The organism is Allobosea sp. P1_B10 (assembly GCF_056406735.1).
Map to the genome: position 1 here is coordinate 213,618 of NZ_JBFTZP010000003.1, position 18,875 is coordinate 232,492.

The window sequence follows — 18,875 nt, forward strand, 5'->3', positions numbered from 1 at the left end:
ACGACATCCGCTCCAAAGGGGGGCGTGCCATGAACCTGTCCAAATTCTTCATCGACCGGCCGATCTTCGCCGGTGTCCTCTCCGTCCTGATCCTGCTCGCCGGACTGATCTCGCTGCGGATCCTGCCGATCTCTGAATATCCGGAAGTCGTGCCGCCCTCCGTGGTGGTGCGCGCGCAATACCCGGGCGCCAATCCGCGCGTGATCGCCGAGACGGTCGCGACGCCGATTGAGGAGCAGATCAACGGCGTCGAGAACATGCTCTACATGTCGAGCCAGGCGACGACCGACGGCGTGATGACGCTGACGGTGACCTTCAAGCTCGGCACCGATGCCGACAAGGCGCAGCAGCTCGTCCAGAACCGCGTCTCTCAAGCCGAGCCGCGCCTGCCGGAAGAGGTCAGGCGCCTCGGCGTGACCACGATCAAGAGCTCGCCCGACCTGATGCTGGTCGTGCACATCACCTCGCCCAACGACCGCTACGACATGACCTATCTGCGCAATTATGCCGTCCTGAACGTCAAGGACCGGCTGGCGCGCATCGACGGCGTCGGCCAGGTTCAGCTCTTCGGTTCCGGCGATTATTCGCTGCGCGTCTGGCTCGACCCGCAGAAGGTGTCCGAGCACGGCCTGTCGCCGGCCGATGTCGTGCGCGAGATCAGGGCCCAGAACGTCCAGGCCGCCGCGGGCGTCATCGGCGCTTCGCCGAGCGCGGCGGGGCTCGACCTGCAGCTTTCGGTCAACGCGCAGGGTCGTCTGCAGAGCGAGGAGGAGTTCGGCGAGATCATCGTCAAGACCAGCGCCACCGGCGCCGTCACCCGCCTGCGCGACATCGCCCGGCTCGAGCTCGGCGCGGCCGATTATGCGCTGCGCTCCCTGCTCGACAACAAGCCGGCGGTGGCGGTGCCCGTGTTCCAGGCGCCCGGCTCCAACGCGATCACGATCTCGGACCAGATCCGCACGACCATGGCGGAGATCAAGCAGAACATGCCCGAGGGCGTGGACTATGCAATCGTCTACGACACCACCCAGTTCGTGCGCGCCTCGATCAACGCGGTGATCGCGACGCTGCTCGAGGCGATCGCGCTGGTCGTGCTCGTCGTCAACGTCTTCCTGCAGACCTGGCGGGCCTCGATCATCCCGCTCGTGGCCGTGCCGGTCTCGGTCGTCGGCACCTTCGCGGTGATGCTGATGTTCGGCTTCTCGATCAACGCGCTCAGCCTGTTCGGGCTGGTGCTCGCCATCGGCATCGTCGTCGACGACGCGATTGTCGTCGTCGAGAATGTCGAGCGCAATATCGAGCAGGGGCTTGCCCCGCGCGAGGCGACCTACAAGGCGATGCGCGAGGTCTCCGGGCCGATCATCGCGATCGCGCTCGTGCTGGTGGCGGTGTTCGTGCCGCTCGCCTTCATCAGCGGCCTGACCGGCCAGTTCTACCGCCAATTCGCGCTGACCATCGCGATCTCGACGGTTATCTCGGCGATCAACTCGCTGACGCTGTCGCCGGCGCTGGCCGCGCTGTTGCTGCGCTCGCATGATGCACCGAAGGACGCGCTGACACGCGGCATGGACAAGCTGTTCGGCTGGTTCTTCCGCGGCTTCAACCGCTTCTTCCACCGGTCGTCGGAGGCCTATGGCGGCGGGGTGCGCCGCATCCTCTCGCGCAAGGCGCTGATGATGGGCGTCTATCTCGTTCTCGTCGGCCTCACCGCCGTGCTGTTCCGCACCGTGCCGGGCGGCTTCGTGCCCGGCCAGGACAAGCAGTACCTCGTCGGCTTCGCTCAGCTGCCGGACGCCGCCACGCTCGACCGCACCGAGGACGTCATCCGCCAGATGGGCGACATCGCCCTCAAGCATCCCGGCGTCGAGAGCGCGGTCGCCTTCCCGGGCCTGTCGATCAACGGCTTCACCAACTCGTCCAACGCCGGCATCGTCTTCGTGACGCTGAAGCCCTTTGCGGAGCGCAAGGACCCTTCGCTGGATGGCGCGGCCATCGCGATGCAGCTCAACCAGCGCTTCGCCGGCATCAAGGAGGCCTTCATCGCGATGTTCCCGCCGCCGCCCGTCCAGGGGCTCGGCACCATCGGCGGCTTCAAGCTGCAGATCGAGGATCGCGCCGGGCTGGGCTACAAGGCGCTTGACGAGACGACCAAGGCCTTCATGGCGAAGGCCGCGGCTGCGCCGGAACTCACCGGCATGTTCTCGAGCTTCCAGGTCAATGTCCCGCAGCTCTATGCCGATATCGATCGCACCAAGGCGCGCCAGCTCGGCGTCGCGGTCACGGATGTGTTCGACACGCTGCAGATCTATCTCGGCTCGTCCTATGTGAACGACTTCAACAAGTTCGGCCGGACCTACACCGTCCGCGCGCAGGCCGACGCGCCGTTCCGGGCCTATGCCGAGGACATCGGCAAGCTGCGCGTGCGCTCCGCCAGCGGCGAGATGGTGCCGCTCAGCGCCGTGCTGAACGTGCGCAACGACACCGGGCCGGAACGCGCCATGCGCTATAACGGCTTCCTCGCCTCGGACATCAATGCGGGGCCCGCACCGGGCTTCTCCTCGGGGCAGGCGCAGGCGGCGGTCGAGCGCATCGCGGCCGAGACGCTGCCGAAGGGCTTTGCCTTCGAGTGGACCGAGTTGACCTATCAGGAAATCCTGGCCGGCAACTCCGCCATGCTGGTGTTCCCGATCGCGATCCTGCTCGTCTTCCTGGTGCTGGCGGCCCAGTATGAGAGCCTGACGCTGCCGATTGCGATCATCATGATCATCCCGATGGGGCTGCTCGCGGCGATGGCGGGCGTCTGGTATTCGGGCGGGGACAACAACGTCTTCACCCAGATCGGCCTAGTGGTTCTGGTCGGGCTCTCCGCCAAGAACGCGATCCTCATCGTCGAATTCGCGCGCGAGCTCGAATTCGAGGGCAGGACGCCGGTGGAGGCTGCGATCGAGGCGAGCCGCCTGCGCCTGCGGCCGATCCTGATGACCTCGCTCGCCTTCATCATGGGCGTGGTGCCGCTGGTGATCTCGACCGGCGCGGGCGCCGAGATGCGCCAGGCCATGGGCATCGCGGTCTTCGCCGGCATGATCGGCGTCACCGCCTTCGGCATCTTCCTGACGCCGGTGTTCTACGTCCTGATGCGCAAGCTGGCGGGCAACCGGCCGCTGGCCCGGCACGATGTCGAGGTGCCAGTGTTGCAGGCTGCCGAATGAGGTCACAGCAGCATCGGAACGGCGCCGTGCCGTGCCGATGCCGGCGTGGCCATGCGGCCGAGATCTGGGGCGATCAGCGCCCCCGACCTCGACGTCGAGCCAGAAACGGCCGCTCCGTGCGGACTAGCCCAGCGACCTGACGATCAGGCGCCCGAGACGCTCCGAGAACGATTTCGCGTCAGATGGGCGCTCGCCGTCGAGGATGCGGGCTTCGTCGAGGAGGAGATGCGCCAGGTCGTTCTTGAACGCATCGTCCTTCAGCCCGGCGAGACCGACGATGAGGCTGTGCTGCGCATTGACCTCGAGCACGGGCTTGGCCGCGCTGTCGAGCCGCCCGGCAGCCGAGAGCAGTTTTTCGAACTGGCGGTCCGGGCCCGCATCGGCGGCGACGAGGCAGACAGCGCTGTCGGTCAGGCGATCGGAGGCGCGCACATCGGCGACTTCGGCCGCCAATGCCTGTTTCATGCGCTCGATCAGTTCCGCGACCTCCGGGCTGCTCTCGGCTTGCGGCTTCGCGGCGCTGTCGAGAAGCGGGATCAGGCCGAGGTCGGCGGCGCCCTGCGTGACCGATTTGAAGGGCTTGCCCTCATAGTCGGGCGCGTTCGAGACCCAGAAGCTGTCGACGGGATCGCTGAGAAGCAGGACCTCGATGCCCCGCGCGCGAAAGCCTTCGAGCTGCGGCGAGGTGGTGATGCGCGCGGCATCGTCCCCGACGATGTAGTAGATCGCTGTCTGGTTGTCCTTCAGTCCGGCAGTGTAGTCCTTGAGGCTGCGGAGCCCCTCGGTCGCGGCCGTCGTCTTGAACCGCGCCAGGCCCAGCAACTGCTCGCGGCGCTCGAAATCCTCGTACAGGCCTTCCTTCACGACCGGGCCGAAGTTCTCCCAGATCGTGCTGAAGCGCGCAGCATCGCTGTCGGCCAGCTTGGCGAGATCACCGAGGATCCGGTTGGTCACACCCTTCCGAATCGCCGCCAGCAGCGGGCTGTCCTGGATCATCTCGCGCGAGACGTTGAGCGGGAGGTCCGAGGTGTCGACGAGTCCGCGGACGAAACGCAGGTAGCGCGGTAGCAACTCCGCCTCGTCCGTGATGAAGACGCGCTTCACATAGAGCTTGATCCGGCCCTTGCGATCGGCATCGAACAGATCGAAGGGCTTCGAGCCCGGCACGAAGGCGAGCGCGGTGTATTCGTGGCGACCTTCGGCGCGGAAATGGATGGTCGCGGCCGGCTCGTCATATTGCGCGGCCACGCTGCGGTAGAAGTCTGTGTAGTCTTCGGGCGTGATCTCGCTCTTGGGCTTGGTCCAGAGCGCGGCTCCGTCTGCGAGAGGGGTAGCCTCCGCGCCAGGCTTCTCGACCAGCGCGATCGGCACGGGAACATGGCCAGACTGCGCCTTGACGATCCGCTCCAGCGTCCAGCGCTCGGCGTAGGTCTTGGCGTCTTCGAGGAGGGCGAGCGTGACCCGGGTGCCGCGCGCGGGGGCCTCGTCGAGAGCCGCTGGCGCGACAGAGAATTCGCCCTTGCCGTCGGATGTCCAGCGCCAGGCCTCATTGCTGCCGGCCCGCCGGCTGACGACATTGACCTCGCCTGCCACCATGAAGGCCGAATAGAAGCCGACGCCGAACTGGCCGATGAGCTGGGCGCCGTCCTTGCCCTTGGCGGCCTCGACCTGCTCCATGAAGACCCGTGTGCCCGAGCGCGCGATCGTGCCGAGAGCCTCGATCATCTCGTCGCGGCTCATGCCGATGCCATTGTCGCTGATCGAAAGCAGGCCTGCCTCGGGATCGGCGGCGATGGTGATCGCGAGCTTTCCATCATCCCCGATCAGCGCCGGCGCGGCGATCGCCTCATAGCGCAGCTTCTCGCAGGCATCGGCAGCGTTCGAGATCAGCTCGCGCAGGAAGACCTCACGATCCGAATAGACCGAGTGCACCATCAGGTGCAGCAGGCGCGAGACATCGGCTTCGAAACTGCGGTTCTCTGTAGTCGCGGTGGTCATATGCTGGCCCTCAGCTATCACGAGTGACGCCGCCGATTTGCCCTCATCAGCCGGTGTTTTCAAGAGCGGAGCAGCGGCGCGCATGTCGCGGCACCGACAGAGCGCGTAGAGGATGGCGAAAAGCGTTCCCGGCTCCAACCGATTGACCCGCGCATGACAACGGGATCACAGTTTCGGACCACTCCATGGCGAGCTCGGAGGGCGCGATGCAGCCTGAGGCGCACTATGCGAAGAGCGGTGAGGTCCGGATCGCCTATCAGGTCCTCGGAACCGGGCCGCTCGATCTCGTCTTCGTTCCAGGCTTCATCTCCAACCTCGATCACTACTGGTCCGAGCCGATCCTGACGCATTTCCTGACGCGCCTTGCCAGCTTCAGCCGCCTGATCCTGTTCGACAAGCGCGGCACCGGCCTATCGGACCGGATCGGCGACCTCCCCACGCTCAGGAGAGGATGGATGACGTGCGCGCCGTGATGGACGCAGCAGGCAGCGCGCGCGCCGCGGTCTTCGGCGTATCGGAGGGGGGCGCGATGAGCCTGCTCTTCGCGGCGACCTATCCCGAGCGCTGCGCGGCCCTGGCTCTCTACGGGACTTACGCGCACTTCTTCTCCTATGTGCTGGCGCCGGAGCGGTTCGAGGCCTTCGTTGCGGGGATCGATGCGCGTTGGGGCTCGGGCGCCAGTCTCTCCGCATTCGCGCCGAGCAAGGTCGGCGACGAGCGCTTCACGGCCTGGTGGGCCCGGTTCGAACGCCTCGGCGCAAGTCCATCGGCGGTGATCTCGCTGATGCGGATGAACACCGAGATCGATGTACGGCACGTCCTGCCCAGTATCCGGACCCCGACGCTGGTCCTCCATCGCGTCGGCGACACCCGCGTGAACGTCGAAGGCGGGCGCAATATCGCGCGCGGCATCGAGGGCGCGCGCTATGTCGAGCTCGCCGGCCATGACCACGTGCTGTGGGCCGGCGATGTCGATGTCGCCGCCGATACGATCGAAGAGTTCCTCACGGGATCGCCGTCCCATGTCGAGCATGACCGCGTCCTGACCATGGTCCTGTTCACCGACATCGTCGACTCCACCCGGCGCCTGGCCGAGTTGGGCGACCATGTCTGGAAGGGGCTGATCGAACGCCACGACCACATCACTCGCCTGGAGATCGACCGCTATCGCAGCCGGGAGGTGAAATCGCTGGGCGACGGTTTCGTCATGATATTCGACGGGCCCGCCCGTGCGGTTCGCTGCGCCGGAGCGATCGCGGACGCCGTCAGGTCGCTGGGGCTCGAACTGCGCAGCGGCCTGCATACCGGAGAGGTCGAGATCAAGGGCGAGGACATCACCGGCATCGCGGTGAACACGGCCGCCCGCGTATCCTCGATGGCGGGACCCGGAGAGGTGCTGGTCTCGAGTACCGTGCGCGACCTCGTCGCCGGCTCCGGAATCCGTTTCGTCGAGCTGGGCCCTTGCACGCTGAAGGGGCTGGAGGACGAGGTCAGGCTGTTTCGCGTCGCCTGACGACGTCTCCCCCCGCCGCCTACTGGATCGAGACGGGGATGCGGATCAGATCGCGATCCCAGGTCACCTTGCAGTTCTTGAGCTGGTAACGCGTCAGGTAAAGGAAGGCGTCGCTGCCGACATCCTCGAAGGACAGCGTCCGGGCCTTGGGGTCGATCAACGCCGGATAGAACGTCGCCTCCGGCTCCGAGCAGCTCTTGTCCCAGAGCAGTTGCGTCTCGTGGACCAGGCTCGGTTCGCTCCAGTCGATGAGATTGCGTGAGGTCGACGTGAAGATGCCCTCGACGATACGCCCGCCCTTGTCGCGGCGCTTGTCGCCAAAGACGGAGATGACAACGCCCTGGTCGTCCCCGGTCTGCCTGTGTGTCGCGATGCTCCCGATCATGCGGCCCATGACGCCAGGCGCGACGGGCGCGCAGACATGGGCGTTTTCCTCGCCCGGCGTGCTGCGGAACGGGTCGATGAAGGTCGCGGCGAAATCGGTGCCGTTCCAGGCGCGCCAGGAGGCGGGGTCGTCGAGCGTCCTGGTACGGATGAGGCAATTGCCGCGCTTCTGCGCGCGATAACCGTCGGCGAAGATGAAGGCGTAGTAGTAGCCGTCGCGCGCGATGATGTTGGTCGGGTTGGAGTAGCCGACGCGGGCCTCGCGGTCGGTGGGGAAGGAATAGGGCAGGGTGGCGACCATGGGTTGGGCAGGGGCGCTCGATGATGCCGCCACGGCCTTCGTCCGTTCGGGAGCGAAGCTGCGGCCCCCGTCATGGGAGACGAGCCCGGTCACGGTGTTGAGGAGGCAGGCGCTGTAGGTGCCGGCCGCGCATTGCCCCGGCGTCCGCTCGCCGCGAAGTTCGGTATGGGCCAGCGCATAGACCGTGCGGCCGTCGATCGTATAGACGCCGCTGATCCAGCTCAGATCATCGAAATCCGCCAGTCGGGGCGAGCGCTTGGCCTCGTAGATGATCTTGCAGTCCGGCCGCAGCGTGTCGAGGCTCTGCCCCACCAGCGCGCGGTTGTCGTTGTGGCTGATGACGAGGCGGACCTCGCCATCGGCATTGCGAAAGGCCCGTGCCGGTGCGTCGGGCACATGCGACTTGGCGCAGGCGTCCCGCGACCAGTCGAACACGGTCTCCGCCGGGCCGGTGACTGCGAGGGACACTGTGTCCCCCGCAATGACCGGCCCGGCGAGCAGGAGGCTTGCGAGCGCGAGCCCCCCCGCGAGAAGCCCGGCCGCCTGGTTGCGGGGCGTCGCCATCACGCCACCTTGCGCACGGGCTGGTCGGGCCGCGCCATGACGTCGACCATCTTGGTGTCCGCGCCGTTCTCGACGAGGAACTGCCGCATCTCGCGGTAGGTGTGGTGGTAGGCGCGGTTGAACTTGTCGAACAGCGACTGGTCCCAGTAATCCTCCAGCTTGAAGTCCTTGCCCGAGAAGACATCGAAGCTCGGGATCTGGAAGGTCTCGGCGAATTCGACCGTCCGACTGTCATAGGTGAAGTAGATCGACGGCGTTCCGTTCGACAGCGCCATCAGGTTGCCATGCAGCCGGTAGCCCAGGACGATGTCCTTCTGCTGCACCAGCGCCTCATAGTCGGCGACCACATCCGAATAGAACAGGCGCTCGCGGTGCAGCTTCTCGATGGTCTCGTCCATGTACCATTCGGAGACCCATTTGTTCGCGCGCAGCGCCGCGAAGGCTTCCTCCTTCTGCTCGGGGGTACCGAACACCATCTTCTTCTCCTCGACTTCGCCCTGGGCCATCAGCACGACGTCGAAGCGGGCCGCGAGGTCCTTCACCAGGTCGCGGTGGAAGGTCAGGTAGCGCTTGATGTCCTGAGCATAGGCGGGCGAGACCTCGCGGCGCATCGTGATGCCCGCCGACTTGACCCGCTCCAGCGGCGGCAGCTTGATCTGCAGGTTCGGGTCATTGCGGCGGAAGGCGGTGGGGCAGCCGACGATGCGCACATTGCGGATGCCGATGTCCCACAGAACCTGCGCTGAATAGGCGCCGCGAACGCCGATCGAGGCGGTGGAATCCGCCATCATGCGCAGCACGAGCTTGGTCTCCTCGGAGAGCTCGATCTTGCCCTTGACGGGCGCCTGGGCGCCGATGCCCCAGGCGATGACCGGGATCTTCAGCCGCTTCAGGACTTCCGCCGACTGGCTCCAGCGCATGTCCTTGTGCACGTAGTTGGAGCCGCGCAGGAAGACATAGTCGTACTCCTCGTTGATCTGGTCGATCTTGCTGAGATCGGGATTGGCGATCGCGAGGACGTCGAGCTTGTCGTAGTTCAGCAGCTTCAACGAGGAGTCGAAGACGAAGGCGTCGCCGATGTTGTGGTAGTGGTTGATATGCGCCTGGATATCTTTGTGGCGATACCAGCGGACATTGTCGTGGTCGTAGACTTCCCCTGACGGGATCATGACGAGGACGCGTGACATTTACAGATCTCCTGTGTCTATCGGTGTCTCAGGCAGTGCAGGCAGCGATGTCGGGGGCAGCCGTCTCGGCCTGCCGCCCGGAGGCGATTGCGCTGTAGAGGTCGAGGTGGCGCCGGGCGCATTCCTCGTAGTCGATCGGCCGCGTGATGCCGTCCCGCAGGCGACCCCAGAGGGCCGGGTCTGACAGGGCTTCGGTCATGCGGTCGACGAGATCCTCCGAGGAGCCGACGCGGAAATGCATGCCGTCGACGCCGTCGGTGATCTTCTCGGCCATGCCGCCGATGTTGCTGCAGATCATCGGGCGGCCGTGGAAGAAGGATTCCTGGATGACGATCGGCGAGTTTTCCCACCAGATCGACGGGATGATCGTCCAGTCGACCGAGCTCATCAGCCGCGGCATCTCATGGTTCTGGTAGGCGCCGTAGAAGCGCACGCGCGGGCCGGCCTTCTCCAGCAGGGCCTCGATCTTCTTCTGGAAGGGCAGCGGCTGGCGCTCCAGGTTGCCGCCGAAGATCATCAGCTGGGCATCGTCGCCCCAGACGGCCTCGGGAACGCGCGCGACAGCGTCGAGCAGCACGTCGACGCCCTTGAAGGCGGTGATCTGGCCGAAATAGGCGAAGCGCGCGCGACGCCCCTTCGCCGGCAATGGTCGCGGCGCCACGGGCTCGGCGATGTGCAGGCCGTTCTCGATCACCGAGAAGCGCTCGCGGTCGAGGCCCCAGTCGACATAGCGGTCGACGAGGAACTGGCTCGGCGAGACGAAATGGTCGGCGACCTCGAGCAGGCCGCGGACGAACTGCTCGCGCAGCAGGAAGCGGGCAGGGGAGAGCTCGGGGAAGCAGGCGTTGCAATCGGCCGGCGACGAGCGCGTGCAGAGCTTGCCGGAGGTCTTCACCATCTGGCCGTGGTGGTGGCAGATCGACAGGAATTCGTGGAACGTCACGACGATCAGCGTCTCGGGCAGGGCCCGGCGCACGGCGTAGAGGCATTCCAGTCCCAGCCCGATGAAGTGGTGGAAGTGCACGACATCGGGCTTCAGCTCCCTGACCACGCGCAGGAAATCCCGCTCCACCTCGTCGGTGTTGTGGTTCGACAGCAGGAAATGGTCGTAATCGTCCGCGTGATAGAGGATCTCGCCGTCCTTCTGGCGAAGGCTGAGCAGCGCGGTCGAGCCGTGGCGCACGACAGGGTGCCCGACCCGCGCCAGGAAGCGCGAATTCGCGCCGGCGATCCGGTTCAGGCCCTTGTGCAGGTTGTAGGAGGCGACCTCGGCGCCGCCGAGCGAGAAGCTCGGATGGCCATGCGAGACGACGAGAACGCGCTTGGATGTGTCCGGCATATCAGCTCCGCATGTTTCCGACGAGCAGCGACCAGCGACGGTCGAAGCTCCACCGGTCGATCCGCTGCGACAGGCGGTTCCAGGGTGTGGAGGCGGGATCGACGCTGTCCTCGGCGGCGATCATCTCGACATCCGGCAGCCAGTAGGACCGCGTGCCGGCGAGCTTCAGCTTGAGGCAGAGGTCGCGCCCCTTGTCCGGCGCCCGCAGATAGGAGCGGCTGAACCCGCCGGTCGTTTCCAGCGCCGAGCGCGAGACGATGCAGCAGGAGGTCGAGCCCGTGATGACCTCGGTCGGCTCAGCGCCCCGGATGACGTCGCGCGGGTATCCGGCATAGCGGTCGACGAGCCGGCGGTGGCCGCCCTCGCCTTCGAGCCAGGTGCCCGCAAAGCAGATCGAATCGTCCTCGAAGACGATGGTCGGCGAGACCAGGGCCTTGCCGCCGCGGGCGCGATAGGCGCGCTCCAGCAGCGAGACCCAGCCGGCCTGCTTCGGAAAGACTCCCGAGGCGAGCAGGACGAGCGTCTCGGCCTTGGTTGCTGAGGCGGCAGCCTCGAAGGCGTCGCAGGCGTCGGCGACCTGCTCGGATGCGATCAACCGGACGCCGAGGCCGTAGAACTGCGCCAGGCGCTGGACCTCTCCGGCGAGTTTCCCGAGGGCCTCGATCGGCGCCGAGACGATGATGGGAAGGGTGCGCGTCGAGGCATCGAGGGCCAGGAGCGAGAGAATGGCCGAGGTCTCTTCGACATCGATGCCGGTGCCGACGACGAGGGCAAGCGGTGCGGCGGTCTCGTCATAGCCGAAATCGCGTGTCTCGACGATGCGAGGGGCGGGGACGTCCACCGCCTGCATCATCGGCCCGATATGACGCTCGATCGCCATCGCAGCCGTCACCGTGCGCGGATCCAGCGCCGATATCAGCCGCTCAAGCGCCCGCCGTGAGAGCACGCGCGTCGGCTTCAGCGGATAGAAGGCACTGCCCTCCTCGCCGAAGGACAATTCGAAGTAGACGGGCGTGTCGTCCCCCGCCGCAAGCCCCGGCGCGAACACGAGAAAGCCGTGGTCATGGCGGAACGGGTCGACGCGCCCGCCAAAGCTCGGGTCGTCGAGGAACGCGTTCGTCACGTCCGGACGCGGCATCCGGGCCCAGTCCTCGCTCGCGGGATGCAGGTCGGGGCCGGCCCGCAGCGACACGCTTTCGACGAGCCGGTCGACATCCAGCATCCAGCCGCCGACGAGTATGCCGCCGGGCACCGCCGCCACCATGTCGATGCCCATGCGGACCGGCTTGCCCAGGCTGGACACCGTGTCGCGACCGTCGAAACGGTCGCCCGCCGCGCGCAGGACCTTGATCGTGTCGGGCGCGCCGCTCACCCGCGAGACGACGTCGCGGATATGGGCGGGCACGTCGGTGGGCGCCAAGGCGACGCGCTTCTCGTAGATCTCGATCGCCCGCCAGCCATCGGTGTGGCGAAAGAACAGCCTCTGGATCGCCTGCGGATCGATCGAGGCATCGCTGATCCGCAGGATGCCGGCAAAGCCGGTGCCGCGCCCGGCCAGGTCCTGTCGCTCGACGAGGCCCGCGGTGAAGCTCGCGAAATGCACGCCCTCATGGACCACGATGAAAGGTGTCGTGTCCGCGACCAGCTCAGTCGCCCAGCCCTGCAGAAACAGCTCGCCGCTGTCGAGCGCGCCCAGAACCTCGACGAAGCCGTCATTACGCGCAGCCGACTGGATCATGCCGGCGATCGCCGGCAGGTGCCGGCCGGCCCGCTTGCCCGCCATGATCGCCTGCGTCACGCCTTCGGCCACATCGGGGAAGAGCACGCCGGCGTCCTGCGAGACGATCTGCATCAGTCCGGCCGGGGTCATGGCCCGGCGGTCGAGCGTGAAGCGCAGCGGATGGCCGTCCAGCCGCATCACGAAGGAGCGCAGGCGCAAGGTTCCGCGCACCGCGACGGGGACGATCGCGACGAAGCCGTAGGCGGCGGAGGGCGGGGCTCCCGTGCGCGGCCAGGATGCCATCCGGGCCGGCATCGCCATCGAGGGGTCGCCATTGAGCAGCAGCTGGATCTGCGACGGCACGGCGGGAGCGGTCCCCGCGATCAGGACGAGATCGCTGCCGAGCGGAGCAGCCAGCGCAGTCTCGCCGTCCACCGGGAACGTCGGGGGCGCAGTCCGCATACCCTTCCCCTGCCGGGGCGGCGGCGTTGCGGCATTGAAGGCCGGGCGTACGATGTTCTGGGCGTCCATGATGTCCACCCTCATGACCGCAGCAGCATGACGATGCTGGCGAGCGCGCTCGCCGCAGCGACGCTGCAAAGCATGATCAGGAGGCCGATCGCACGCCGCATCGGCCGGTCCGCCGCATTGGCGAGTTCCGTCACCCGCTCGTCGAAGCCGGCAAGCGTCCGGTCGAAGCGCATCAGGAACACCTCCATGTCCGCGACGCGCCGGGTAAGGTCTTCCTGGCTCGTCCGCACGGTCTCCAGCGCAGTCTCGATGCCGTTCTCGCTGGAGACGATCTCCTTGACCTTTGCCGCCGTCACCTCGATCGCCTCGGAGGCCTCGCGCTGGATGATCTGCGAGCGACGCTGGGCGATGATGAGAACCTCGAGCTGCTCCAGCACGCGCCCGATCGGCGCGCTGATCGCGGCCTCAGCCGCGCGCTCGTCCTGGCTTGGGACGCGAAGGGGAACCTCTTCCCCGGTCGACTGCGAGACAGCGATGATGGACAGGTTCTGGGCCTGCCCCGCGAGCTCGGCCGGAATATCGACCTCGAAGGCATAGGCGCCGTCGCCGATGCCGTTGCGGCGCAGGTCGATCCTGGGCCGGTCGGCCTGGCCCGACGAGATCATCCGCCCGTTCAGGAGCACGCGGACGATCAGCCGGTCCTTCGGCCGGGCCTTGTCCCAGACCCAGCCATAGACACGCTGGGATTCGATGGCGTCCATGCGCCCCTGGATCAGTGAGTTCACCGGCGCCGTCGGCACCTTCAAAGGTGTCGCGCTCATGCTGCCCTCCTTCTGGGATGGTCGTCGGACGCCCGCGAAAGCCCCCCGTAGAAAGCCAGATGCCGCTCGGCGACGAGGCGGATGTCGTCGGGCGCGGCAATGCCGTCGACAAGCGTCTGCCAGAGGCCGGGCGTGCGGGCCGCGTGGCTCATCGTGCGGGCGAGTTCGCCGGGGCCGTCGCTGGAAACGAGCAGCCCGTCGACGCCGTGGCGTACGGATTCGGCCATGCCGCCGATGCCGCGCGCGATCACCGGGCGGTGATGGATGAACGCCTCCTGGATCACCAGAGGCGCGTTCTCCCACCAGATCGATGGCACCACGACCCAGTCGACGGCCGCCATCAGGGACGACACGTCGCCGCGCCCATAGGGACCCAGCGGGACGACGCTCGCGCCGGCACCGCCGACGAGATCGTCCAGCCTGGAGACGAAGCTTTCCTTCTGGAACGGCGCCGCACCATGCAGGCGCATCTCGAAGCCCGGCAGCGGTTCCGCGGCAAGCTGGGTTGCGGCCTGCAGCAGGATGTCGACCCCCTTCCAGGGGTTGAAATTGCCGAAATAGCCGAAGACGGTGCGTTGCCCGTCCGGCGCCGCGCGATGAGGGGCGGGCTCGACGGGCGGGCGACCATTGGCCATGACGGAGATCGCCTCGGCCGGCAGACCCCAGGCCACGAACCGATCCTTCAGGAAGCGGCTGGGCGCGATGAACGCGTCGACATGCGAGAACATCGTCTTGATGAAGTGCTCGCGCAGGAGGAAGCGGTCCGCCCCGATATCTGGAAAGCAGCCATGGCAGCGGCTGGGCGTCGCGCGGTCGCAGCGGCCCTTGCCGTCGGTGCGCATCATCAGCCCGTCATGGGCACAGATCGCGTAGTAGTCGTGCAGGGTGACGACGATGCGCGCGCGGGGCAGGATGCGCCGCACCAGTGGGATGAACTCGGCTCCGATGAGGAGCATGTGGTGGATGTGCACGACATCGGGGCGGAAATCCTCGAGCAGCGCCGCAAGCCCCGGCATCACGCCATAGGTGTCGATCTGGCTCAGGTTGAAGGTGTCGAAATGGCCGGCCCAGAGCACGACCTCGTCGGGCGCATCGGACACGGACTGGAAGTTGGTGCCCGGCCGTTGCTCGCGGTGGACGCGGTTCGTCGCGGCCAGGAACAGCGCCTCGACGTCGGGACGGCGGCGATACTCGCTGAACAGATCATGCGCGAATATCTCCGTCCCGCCGGGGTGCAGGTCGGGATGGTTGTGCGCGACGACAAGGACGCGTTGGGTCATGCGTCCCTCCGCGGTTTGCTGGCGACGATGAGGTCCTGGTAGTGGTCGGCCTGAAGGCCGCGCCAATGGCCATGGCCGACACGCTCGATCCTCAGCCCGGCCGCCTGGATCGTGCCCTCCAGCAGGCCCTCGTTGAAGCCGATCGCGGCAAGCGGCGCCGCGGGATCGGCGATCCAGGATCCCGGCTCCGACCCGCGCAGGAACGGGATGCGCGAGCCTTTGCGCCCGACATCGCCCTCGCGGATGATGAAGGCCGTCATGAACAGCCGCCCGCCGGGAGCGAGAAGGCGGTAGACCTCGTCGGCATAGGCCTTGATCTCGGCCAGGGTGAGATGGGTCGCAACCGAGACCATCGCCGCGAAATCGAAGCTGTCGTTCGAGAACGGCAGAATCACGTCGGTGCCGCGCAGCTGGCCTTCGGGATTGTAGAGCGGATGGGCGACATCGAGCCGGCAGAAGCGGAAGTTCGGATAGACCGGCGTCACGGTGCGCGTGCACCAGGAGATGCCCTGGAGCACGGGGTCGACGCCGTCATAGGTCGCGCCCGCCTCGAGGAACTGAGTCAGCGGGATCGCCATGCGGCCGATTCCGCAGCCGATGTCGATCACCCGGTCAGCCGCCGAAAGACCGCCCAGGCGCACGAAATGTCCGAGGAACTCGGCGCCGATGGCGCGAAAGTCGCCGTCGCCCACGAACACGCTCTCCTGCGGCGGCATCGGCAGGAAGGCGTTGCGCGTCAGGGCACCCTGGAGCCAGGCGAGCTTCGCGTCGTCGTGATCCCTCGCGAGGTTCAGGTCGTGCGGGGGGACTTTGAGGGGAACGAGTGCGTTCACGATGCGGCTCTCCAGGCGTGTCGGGGCAGTGCCGGTTCGGCTTCGGGCGGCTCGGGCTGGCCAGCCCCGGCTTCCGTCGATCTGTGGCGGCGCTGGAGCGCACGCGAAAAGGCTGCGAGATCGGGGCCCCAGCGCTCGGCATGGGTCGCGCAATTATATTGCCAGGCGATGCCGCGCATGTAGTCGGGACTGTGCGAGATCGACCTGCGCTCGAGGTGATAGAGCTCGACCTCGGGCACATAGGCTATCCGGGCGTTCTCGCGCCCGGCCTTGAGGCACAGGTCGCTGTCCTCGTAATCACCGATCACATAGTCCTCGGTGAAGCCGCCGATCCTGTCGAACAGGTCCCGGAGGATGACGAGGCAGGCGCCTGTGACGGCGGGGACCAATCGATCCTCGTTGGCAGCGGGATAGTGCCGCGGCATGCCCTTGTGGAAATGATGGTTCAGCCAGCGACCCTTGAGGTCGCGGGCGAAGTACATGCCCGCATGCTGGATCGAACCGTCCTCAAACAGGAGCTTGGGGCCGGCAATCCCGACCTTGCGCCGGCGGTCGAGCCGCGCGGCCAATGTCTCCAGCCAGCCGGGACCGACCGGGATGACGTCCGAATTGACCAATGCGAGGATCGGCGCGCGCGCCACGGCGGCGCCTTCGTTGTTGGCGCGGGCATAGCCTCCGTTGCGCTCCATGACGACGAGCGTCATCGGCAGGGCGTGGACCAGATGCAGGCCGCGCAGGAGATGCTCGAGATCCCCCGCCTGCTCGGGTGAGTCGAGCACGTAGATCAGTTCGGCATGGGCACGAAACCACGGATCGGCCGCGAAGGCGGCGATCTGGAAACGCAGGAAATCCAGCACCCTGTAGAGCGGGACGATGACGCTGACGCGCGGCTTCGCTGGGGCGTCGCCGATCGCGATGTGCCGTGGCGCGCCGATTTCCGCGATGACCTGCCGGTGCAGCGAGCCGATGACGGGCGAGAGCACCTGCGCCAGCAATTCCTCGCTGACATGCTGGGGCGGCACCGAGCGCAGGGCGACGGCGCGGGCTTCGGCCGCATCGACGGGCCGCGGGCCCGGGACGAGCGCGTGGAACCCGCCGGACTTCAGCCGCAGGCGAAAACGCGGCTGCAGCACGGGGCCGGCAAAGGCCGGTGCAAGGACGGCAAAGCCGGTGGCCCGCAGGCGCGGCGCATCGGTGCCGGCATCGACGTCGACGGGGAAGAGATGCAGGGAGGGCGTCAGGTCGACCGCGCCGCCATCGGGCGTCAGCGCCTCGAGCCCGGACACGATGCCGGCGGGGTCCCTGTACCAGCCCGTAGCGAGGGTGCCGGCCGGCGTCGCCAGCGCCTGGACGATCTCTGCCGATGGCGTGGCGAAGCCGCCGGTCAGCCGGCGTGGCTGAAGCGGCACGCCAAGCTGAACCTCGAGCGCCGCCGAGAGCCCGGCATGCGAGCGCAATGAGAGTTCGCTGACCAGATATTCCCGCAAGCCCGGCATGTCCGCGCCCTTGTCGCGCAGCCATTTGACGAGGCCCGGCAGGCGCGCCGCCAACGGCGCGAGCTTTCGCGTGACGATGCCGTGCGGGCCGGTCGCCACGAGCAGCGCTCCGGGCGTCTCCAGCACGTGCTTGTCGATGAGCAGATGGCAGAGACCTTCCGCGCCTGTCGGGCGCGGCACGGCTCCCGGCAGGCGCACCAGCCCGCTGCGCGAGACCACATGGACGGCCGAGATGGCGGCGGCGTCGGGGAAGGGCTGCGTCCTGACCACGAAGAGGTCGGACGAGGCCCGGGCGGCGGGACGCGCGACGCCGCTCGGGGCTGCGACCTCCGCGAGGATCGCATGGAGCGCCGCCAGTAAGGATCGATTGCGCTGGAGGCGAAAGAGAGAGGACCACAGATTGGTCAGCGTCTGGACGAGGGCGATCTGTGCGGCAGGCTCGAGGCCGGCGGTGATGATCGCGGGGTCGAGCGGCGCGACAGCGTCCTCGGCGGCGATGGCAAGGTCGATCGCCGTGCCCTGGCCAGCGGTGCCGAGGGTCAGATTCAGGGTCGTGCCGGCGGGGCGGCGCAGGGCCCAGAGCAGTCGCATGCCGCCGTCGCCGAGCTTCAGGCGCAGCGAGGCCGTGGGCGCGATCCGGACGCCGCCGGCAGCCGAGAGCGGAATGACCGCATCGACATAGTCCGGCAGGTCCCAGGCCAGGATCACGACGTCCGCGCCGATGCGAAAGACGTGCGGAAGAGCCTGGGTTTCCGTCGCGGGCCGGACTGCGCTTCGCGTCACCATTTCGGGCATGGGTTTCCGTTGTCGAGCAAGGATCGGGGGTGGGGTGGCGCCGCGGCAACGGATGGCCGCGGCGCCGGTCTCGTCAGTTGATCGAGAAGTAGTCGTTCGGGTTTTCGTTGACGTCGTCGGCGTTGACGTTCGTCAATGTAATCGTGTCGCCATGACCGAGGTCGATGACAGTATTGTCGCCGACCTGCTGGACGCGATCGACAAGATCTTCTGCCGACTGAATATCGGTGCCGTTGATCCCCTTGGAGATCTGCAGAAGGTCTTCGCCGGCCTTGAAGTCCAGCACGACGTCGTTGCCGCCGCCGCCGGAGAACACGAAGACGTCCTTGCCGGCGCCGCCGGACAGGATGTCGTCGCCCGCGCCACCGGAGATGTAGTCGTCGCCGGCGCCGCCGCGGATGATGTCGTCGCCCGCGCCGCCCTGCAGCACGTCGTTGCCGGCGCCACCGTCGAGGATGTCGTCCCCGGCGCCGCCCTGGAGCACGTCGATGCCGGCCCCGCCGAGGAGCACGTCATTGCCTGCGCCGCCGATGAGCACGTCATTGCCGTCGTCGCCGCTCAGCAGGTCATCGCCGTCGCCGCCCATCAGAACGTCGTTGCCCTCGTCGCCGAACAGGGCATCGGCCCCATCGTCGCCGAACAGCACGTCGCTGCCCTCGCCGCCGAAGATCCGGTCATCGCCTTCATCGCCGAACAGGGCATCGCTGCCGCCATTTCCGAAGATCAGGTCAGCGCCGCCGCCGCCGAAGATCGCATCGGCATGGTCGGTGCCAGACAACGTGTCGCTATACGCGCCACCTTCAAGAGTCGCCATGGATACCTCCTTTTGAAACTGATCAGGGAGCGCAGCGGGCCTGCCGCTTCACTCCATCGCTGTGTGCGCTGCACAACAGTAAACCAAATCTGCATTAAGCTGATTGGATACGCAACCTCTAAACAGAAAGACTTTCGAATGTGACGAACG

The 18,875-nt window shown here is 67.0% G+C and carries 13 protein-coding genes; 3 read left to right on the forward strand and 10 right to left on the reverse strand.

Annotation, left to right across the window (positions count from 1 at the left end):
* Positions 1-29: 29 nt before the first annotated feature.
* Positions 30-3,209: an efflux RND transporter permease subunit gene (locus AC1D2L_RS08480; RefSeq protein ID WP_476845414.1), complete on the forward strand. Its 3,180-nt coding sequence runs from the start codon at positions 30-32 to the stop codon at positions 3,207-3,209.
* Positions 3,210-3,332: 123 nt separating this feature from the next.
* Here AC1D2L_RS08480 and htpG read toward each other — a convergent pair whose 3' ends face one another.
* Positions 3,333-5,207 carry a molecular chaperone HtpG gene (gene htpG / locus AC1D2L_RS08485; protein ID WP_476845415.1) on the reverse strand — a complete coding sequence of 625 codons (1,875 nt, stop codon included), beginning with the start codon at positions 5,205-5,207 and terminating at the stop codon, positions 3,333-3,335.
* A 185-nt stretch (positions 5,208-5,392) separates the two neighbouring features.
* Between htpG and AC1D2L_RS08490 the strand changes: the two genes are divergently transcribed.
* On the forward strand, positions 5,393-5,680 hold the full coding sequence (locus AC1D2L_RS08490; RefSeq protein WP_476845416.1) for an alpha/beta fold hydrolase: 288 nt from the start codon (positions 5,393-5,395) through the stop codon (positions 5,678-5,680).
* Positions 5,659-6,720 (forward strand): adenylate/guanylate cyclase domain-containing protein, encoded by a 1,062-nt coding sequence (locus AC1D2L_RS08495; RefSeq protein ID WP_476845417.1) that lies wholly within the window; start codon positions 5,659-5,661, stop codon positions 6,718-6,720. Before AC1D2L_RS08490 ends, AC1D2L_RS08495 begins: the two co-directional genes overlap by 22 nt.
* Before the next feature lie 19 nt (positions 6,721-6,739).
* Here the strand turns inward: AC1D2L_RS08495 and AC1D2L_RS08500 are convergent, their stop codons facing one another.
* From AC1D2L_RS08500 to AC1D2L_RS08540, 9 genes are all read right to left on the reverse strand, one after another.
* The gene (locus AC1D2L_RS08500; RefSeq protein ID WP_476845418.1) at positions 6,740-7,969 is read right to left on the reverse strand and encodes a hypothetical protein; all 1,230 of its coding nucleotides are present in this window, start codon (positions 7,967-7,969) and stop codon (positions 6,740-6,742) included.
* Positions 7,969-9,156 (reverse strand): polysaccharide pyruvyl transferase family protein, encoded by a 1,188-nt coding sequence (locus AC1D2L_RS08505; RefSeq protein ID WP_476845419.1) that lies wholly within the window; start codon positions 9,154-9,156, stop codon positions 7,969-7,971. The genes AC1D2L_RS08500 and AC1D2L_RS08505 overlap by 1 nt, the downstream gene beginning before the upstream one ends.
* A 28-nt stretch (positions 9,157-9,184) precedes the next feature.
* Entirely contained in the window at positions 9,185-10,495 is a 1,311-nt protein-coding gene (locus AC1D2L_RS08510; protein ID WP_476845420.1) for a glycosyltransferase family 4 protein, read from the reverse strand.
* 1 nt (position 10,496) lies between these two features.
* The gene (locus AC1D2L_RS08515; RefSeq protein WP_476845421.1) at positions 10,497-12,746 is read right to left on the reverse strand and encodes a glycosyltransferase family 2 protein; all 2,250 of its coding nucleotides are present in this window, start codon (positions 12,744-12,746) and stop codon (positions 10,497-10,499) included.
* Between the two features lie 11 nt (positions 12,747-12,757).
* On the reverse strand, positions 12,758-13,507 hold the full coding sequence (locus AC1D2L_RS08520) for a hypothetical protein (protein ID WP_476845422.1): 750 nt from the start codon (positions 13,505-13,507) through the stop codon (positions 12,758-12,760).
* Positions 13,504-14,787, reverse strand: a complete 1,284-nt coding sequence (locus AC1D2L_RS08525; RefSeq protein ID WP_476845423.1) for a glycosyltransferase family 4 protein — start codon at positions 14,785-14,787, stop codon at positions 13,504-13,506. The genes AC1D2L_RS08520 and AC1D2L_RS08525 overlap by 4 nt, the downstream gene beginning before the upstream one ends.
* Positions 14,784-15,620, reverse strand: coding sequence for a class I SAM-dependent methyltransferase (locus tag AC1D2L_RS08530; protein WP_476845424.1), 837 nt, complete (start codon positions 15,618-15,620; stop codon positions 14,784-14,786). The genes AC1D2L_RS08525 and AC1D2L_RS08530 overlap by 4 nt, the downstream gene beginning before the upstream one ends.
* Positions 15,617-17,911: a glycosyltransferase gene (locus AC1D2L_RS08535; protein WP_476845425.1), complete on the reverse strand. Its 2,295-nt coding sequence runs from the start codon at positions 17,909-17,911 to the stop codon at positions 15,617-15,619. The genes AC1D2L_RS08530 and AC1D2L_RS08535 overlap by 4 nt, the downstream gene beginning before the upstream one ends.
* A 73-nt stretch (positions 17,912-17,984) precedes the next feature.
* Complete coding sequence (locus AC1D2L_RS08540) at positions 17,985-18,725, reverse strand: calcium-binding protein (RefSeq protein ID WP_476845426.1); 741 nt, start codon at positions 18,723-18,725, stop codon at positions 17,985-17,987.
* Positions 18,726-18,875: the final 150 nt, after the last annotated feature.

Coding starts and splice junctions, on each gene's coding strand:
- AC1D2L_RS08505 (WP_476845419.1), bottom strand. CDS start 9,156: ATGTCACGCGTCCTCGTCATGATCCCGTCAGGGGAAGTCTACGACCAC.
- AC1D2L_RS08540 (WP_476845426.1), bottom strand. CDS start 18,725: ATGGCGACTCTTGAAGGTGGCGCGTATAGCGACACGTTGTCTGGCACC.
- AC1D2L_RS08535 (WP_476845425.1), bottom strand. CDS start 17,911: ATGCCCGAAATGGTGACGCGAAGCGCAGTCCGGCCCGCGACGGAAACC.
- AC1D2L_RS08490 (WP_476845416.1), top strand. CDS start 5,393: ATGGCGAGCTCGGAGGGCGCGATGCAGCCTGAGGCGCACTATGCGAAG.
- AC1D2L_RS08520 (WP_476845422.1), bottom strand. CDS start 13,507: ATGAGCGCGACACCTTTGAAGGTGCCGACGGCGCCGGTGAACTCACTG.
- AC1D2L_RS08495 (WP_476845417.1), top strand. CDS start 5,659: ATGGATGACGTGCGCGCCGTGATGGACGCAGCAGGCAGCGCGCGCGCC.
- AC1D2L_RS08480 (WP_476845414.1), top strand. CDS start 30: ATGAACCTGTCCAAATTCTTCATCGACCGGCCGATCTTCGCCGGTGTC.
- AC1D2L_RS08500 (WP_476845418.1), bottom strand. CDS start 7,969: ATGGCGACGCCCCGCAACCAGGCGGCCGGGCTTCTCGCGGGGGGGCTC.
- AC1D2L_RS08515 (WP_476845421.1), bottom strand. CDS start 12,746: ATGGACGCCCAGAACATCGTACGCCCGGCCTTCAATGCCGCAACGCCG.
- AC1D2L_RS08525 (WP_476845423.1), bottom strand. CDS start 14,787: ATGACCCAACGCGTCCTTGTCGTCGCGCACAACCATCCCGACCTGCAC.
- AC1D2L_RS08510 (WP_476845420.1), bottom strand. CDS start 10,495: ATGCCGGACACATCCAAGCGCGTTCTCGTCGTCTCGCATGGCCATCCG.
- htpG (WP_476845415.1), bottom strand. CDS start 5,207: ATGACCACCGCGACTACAGAGAACCGCAGTTTCGAAGCCGATGTCTCG.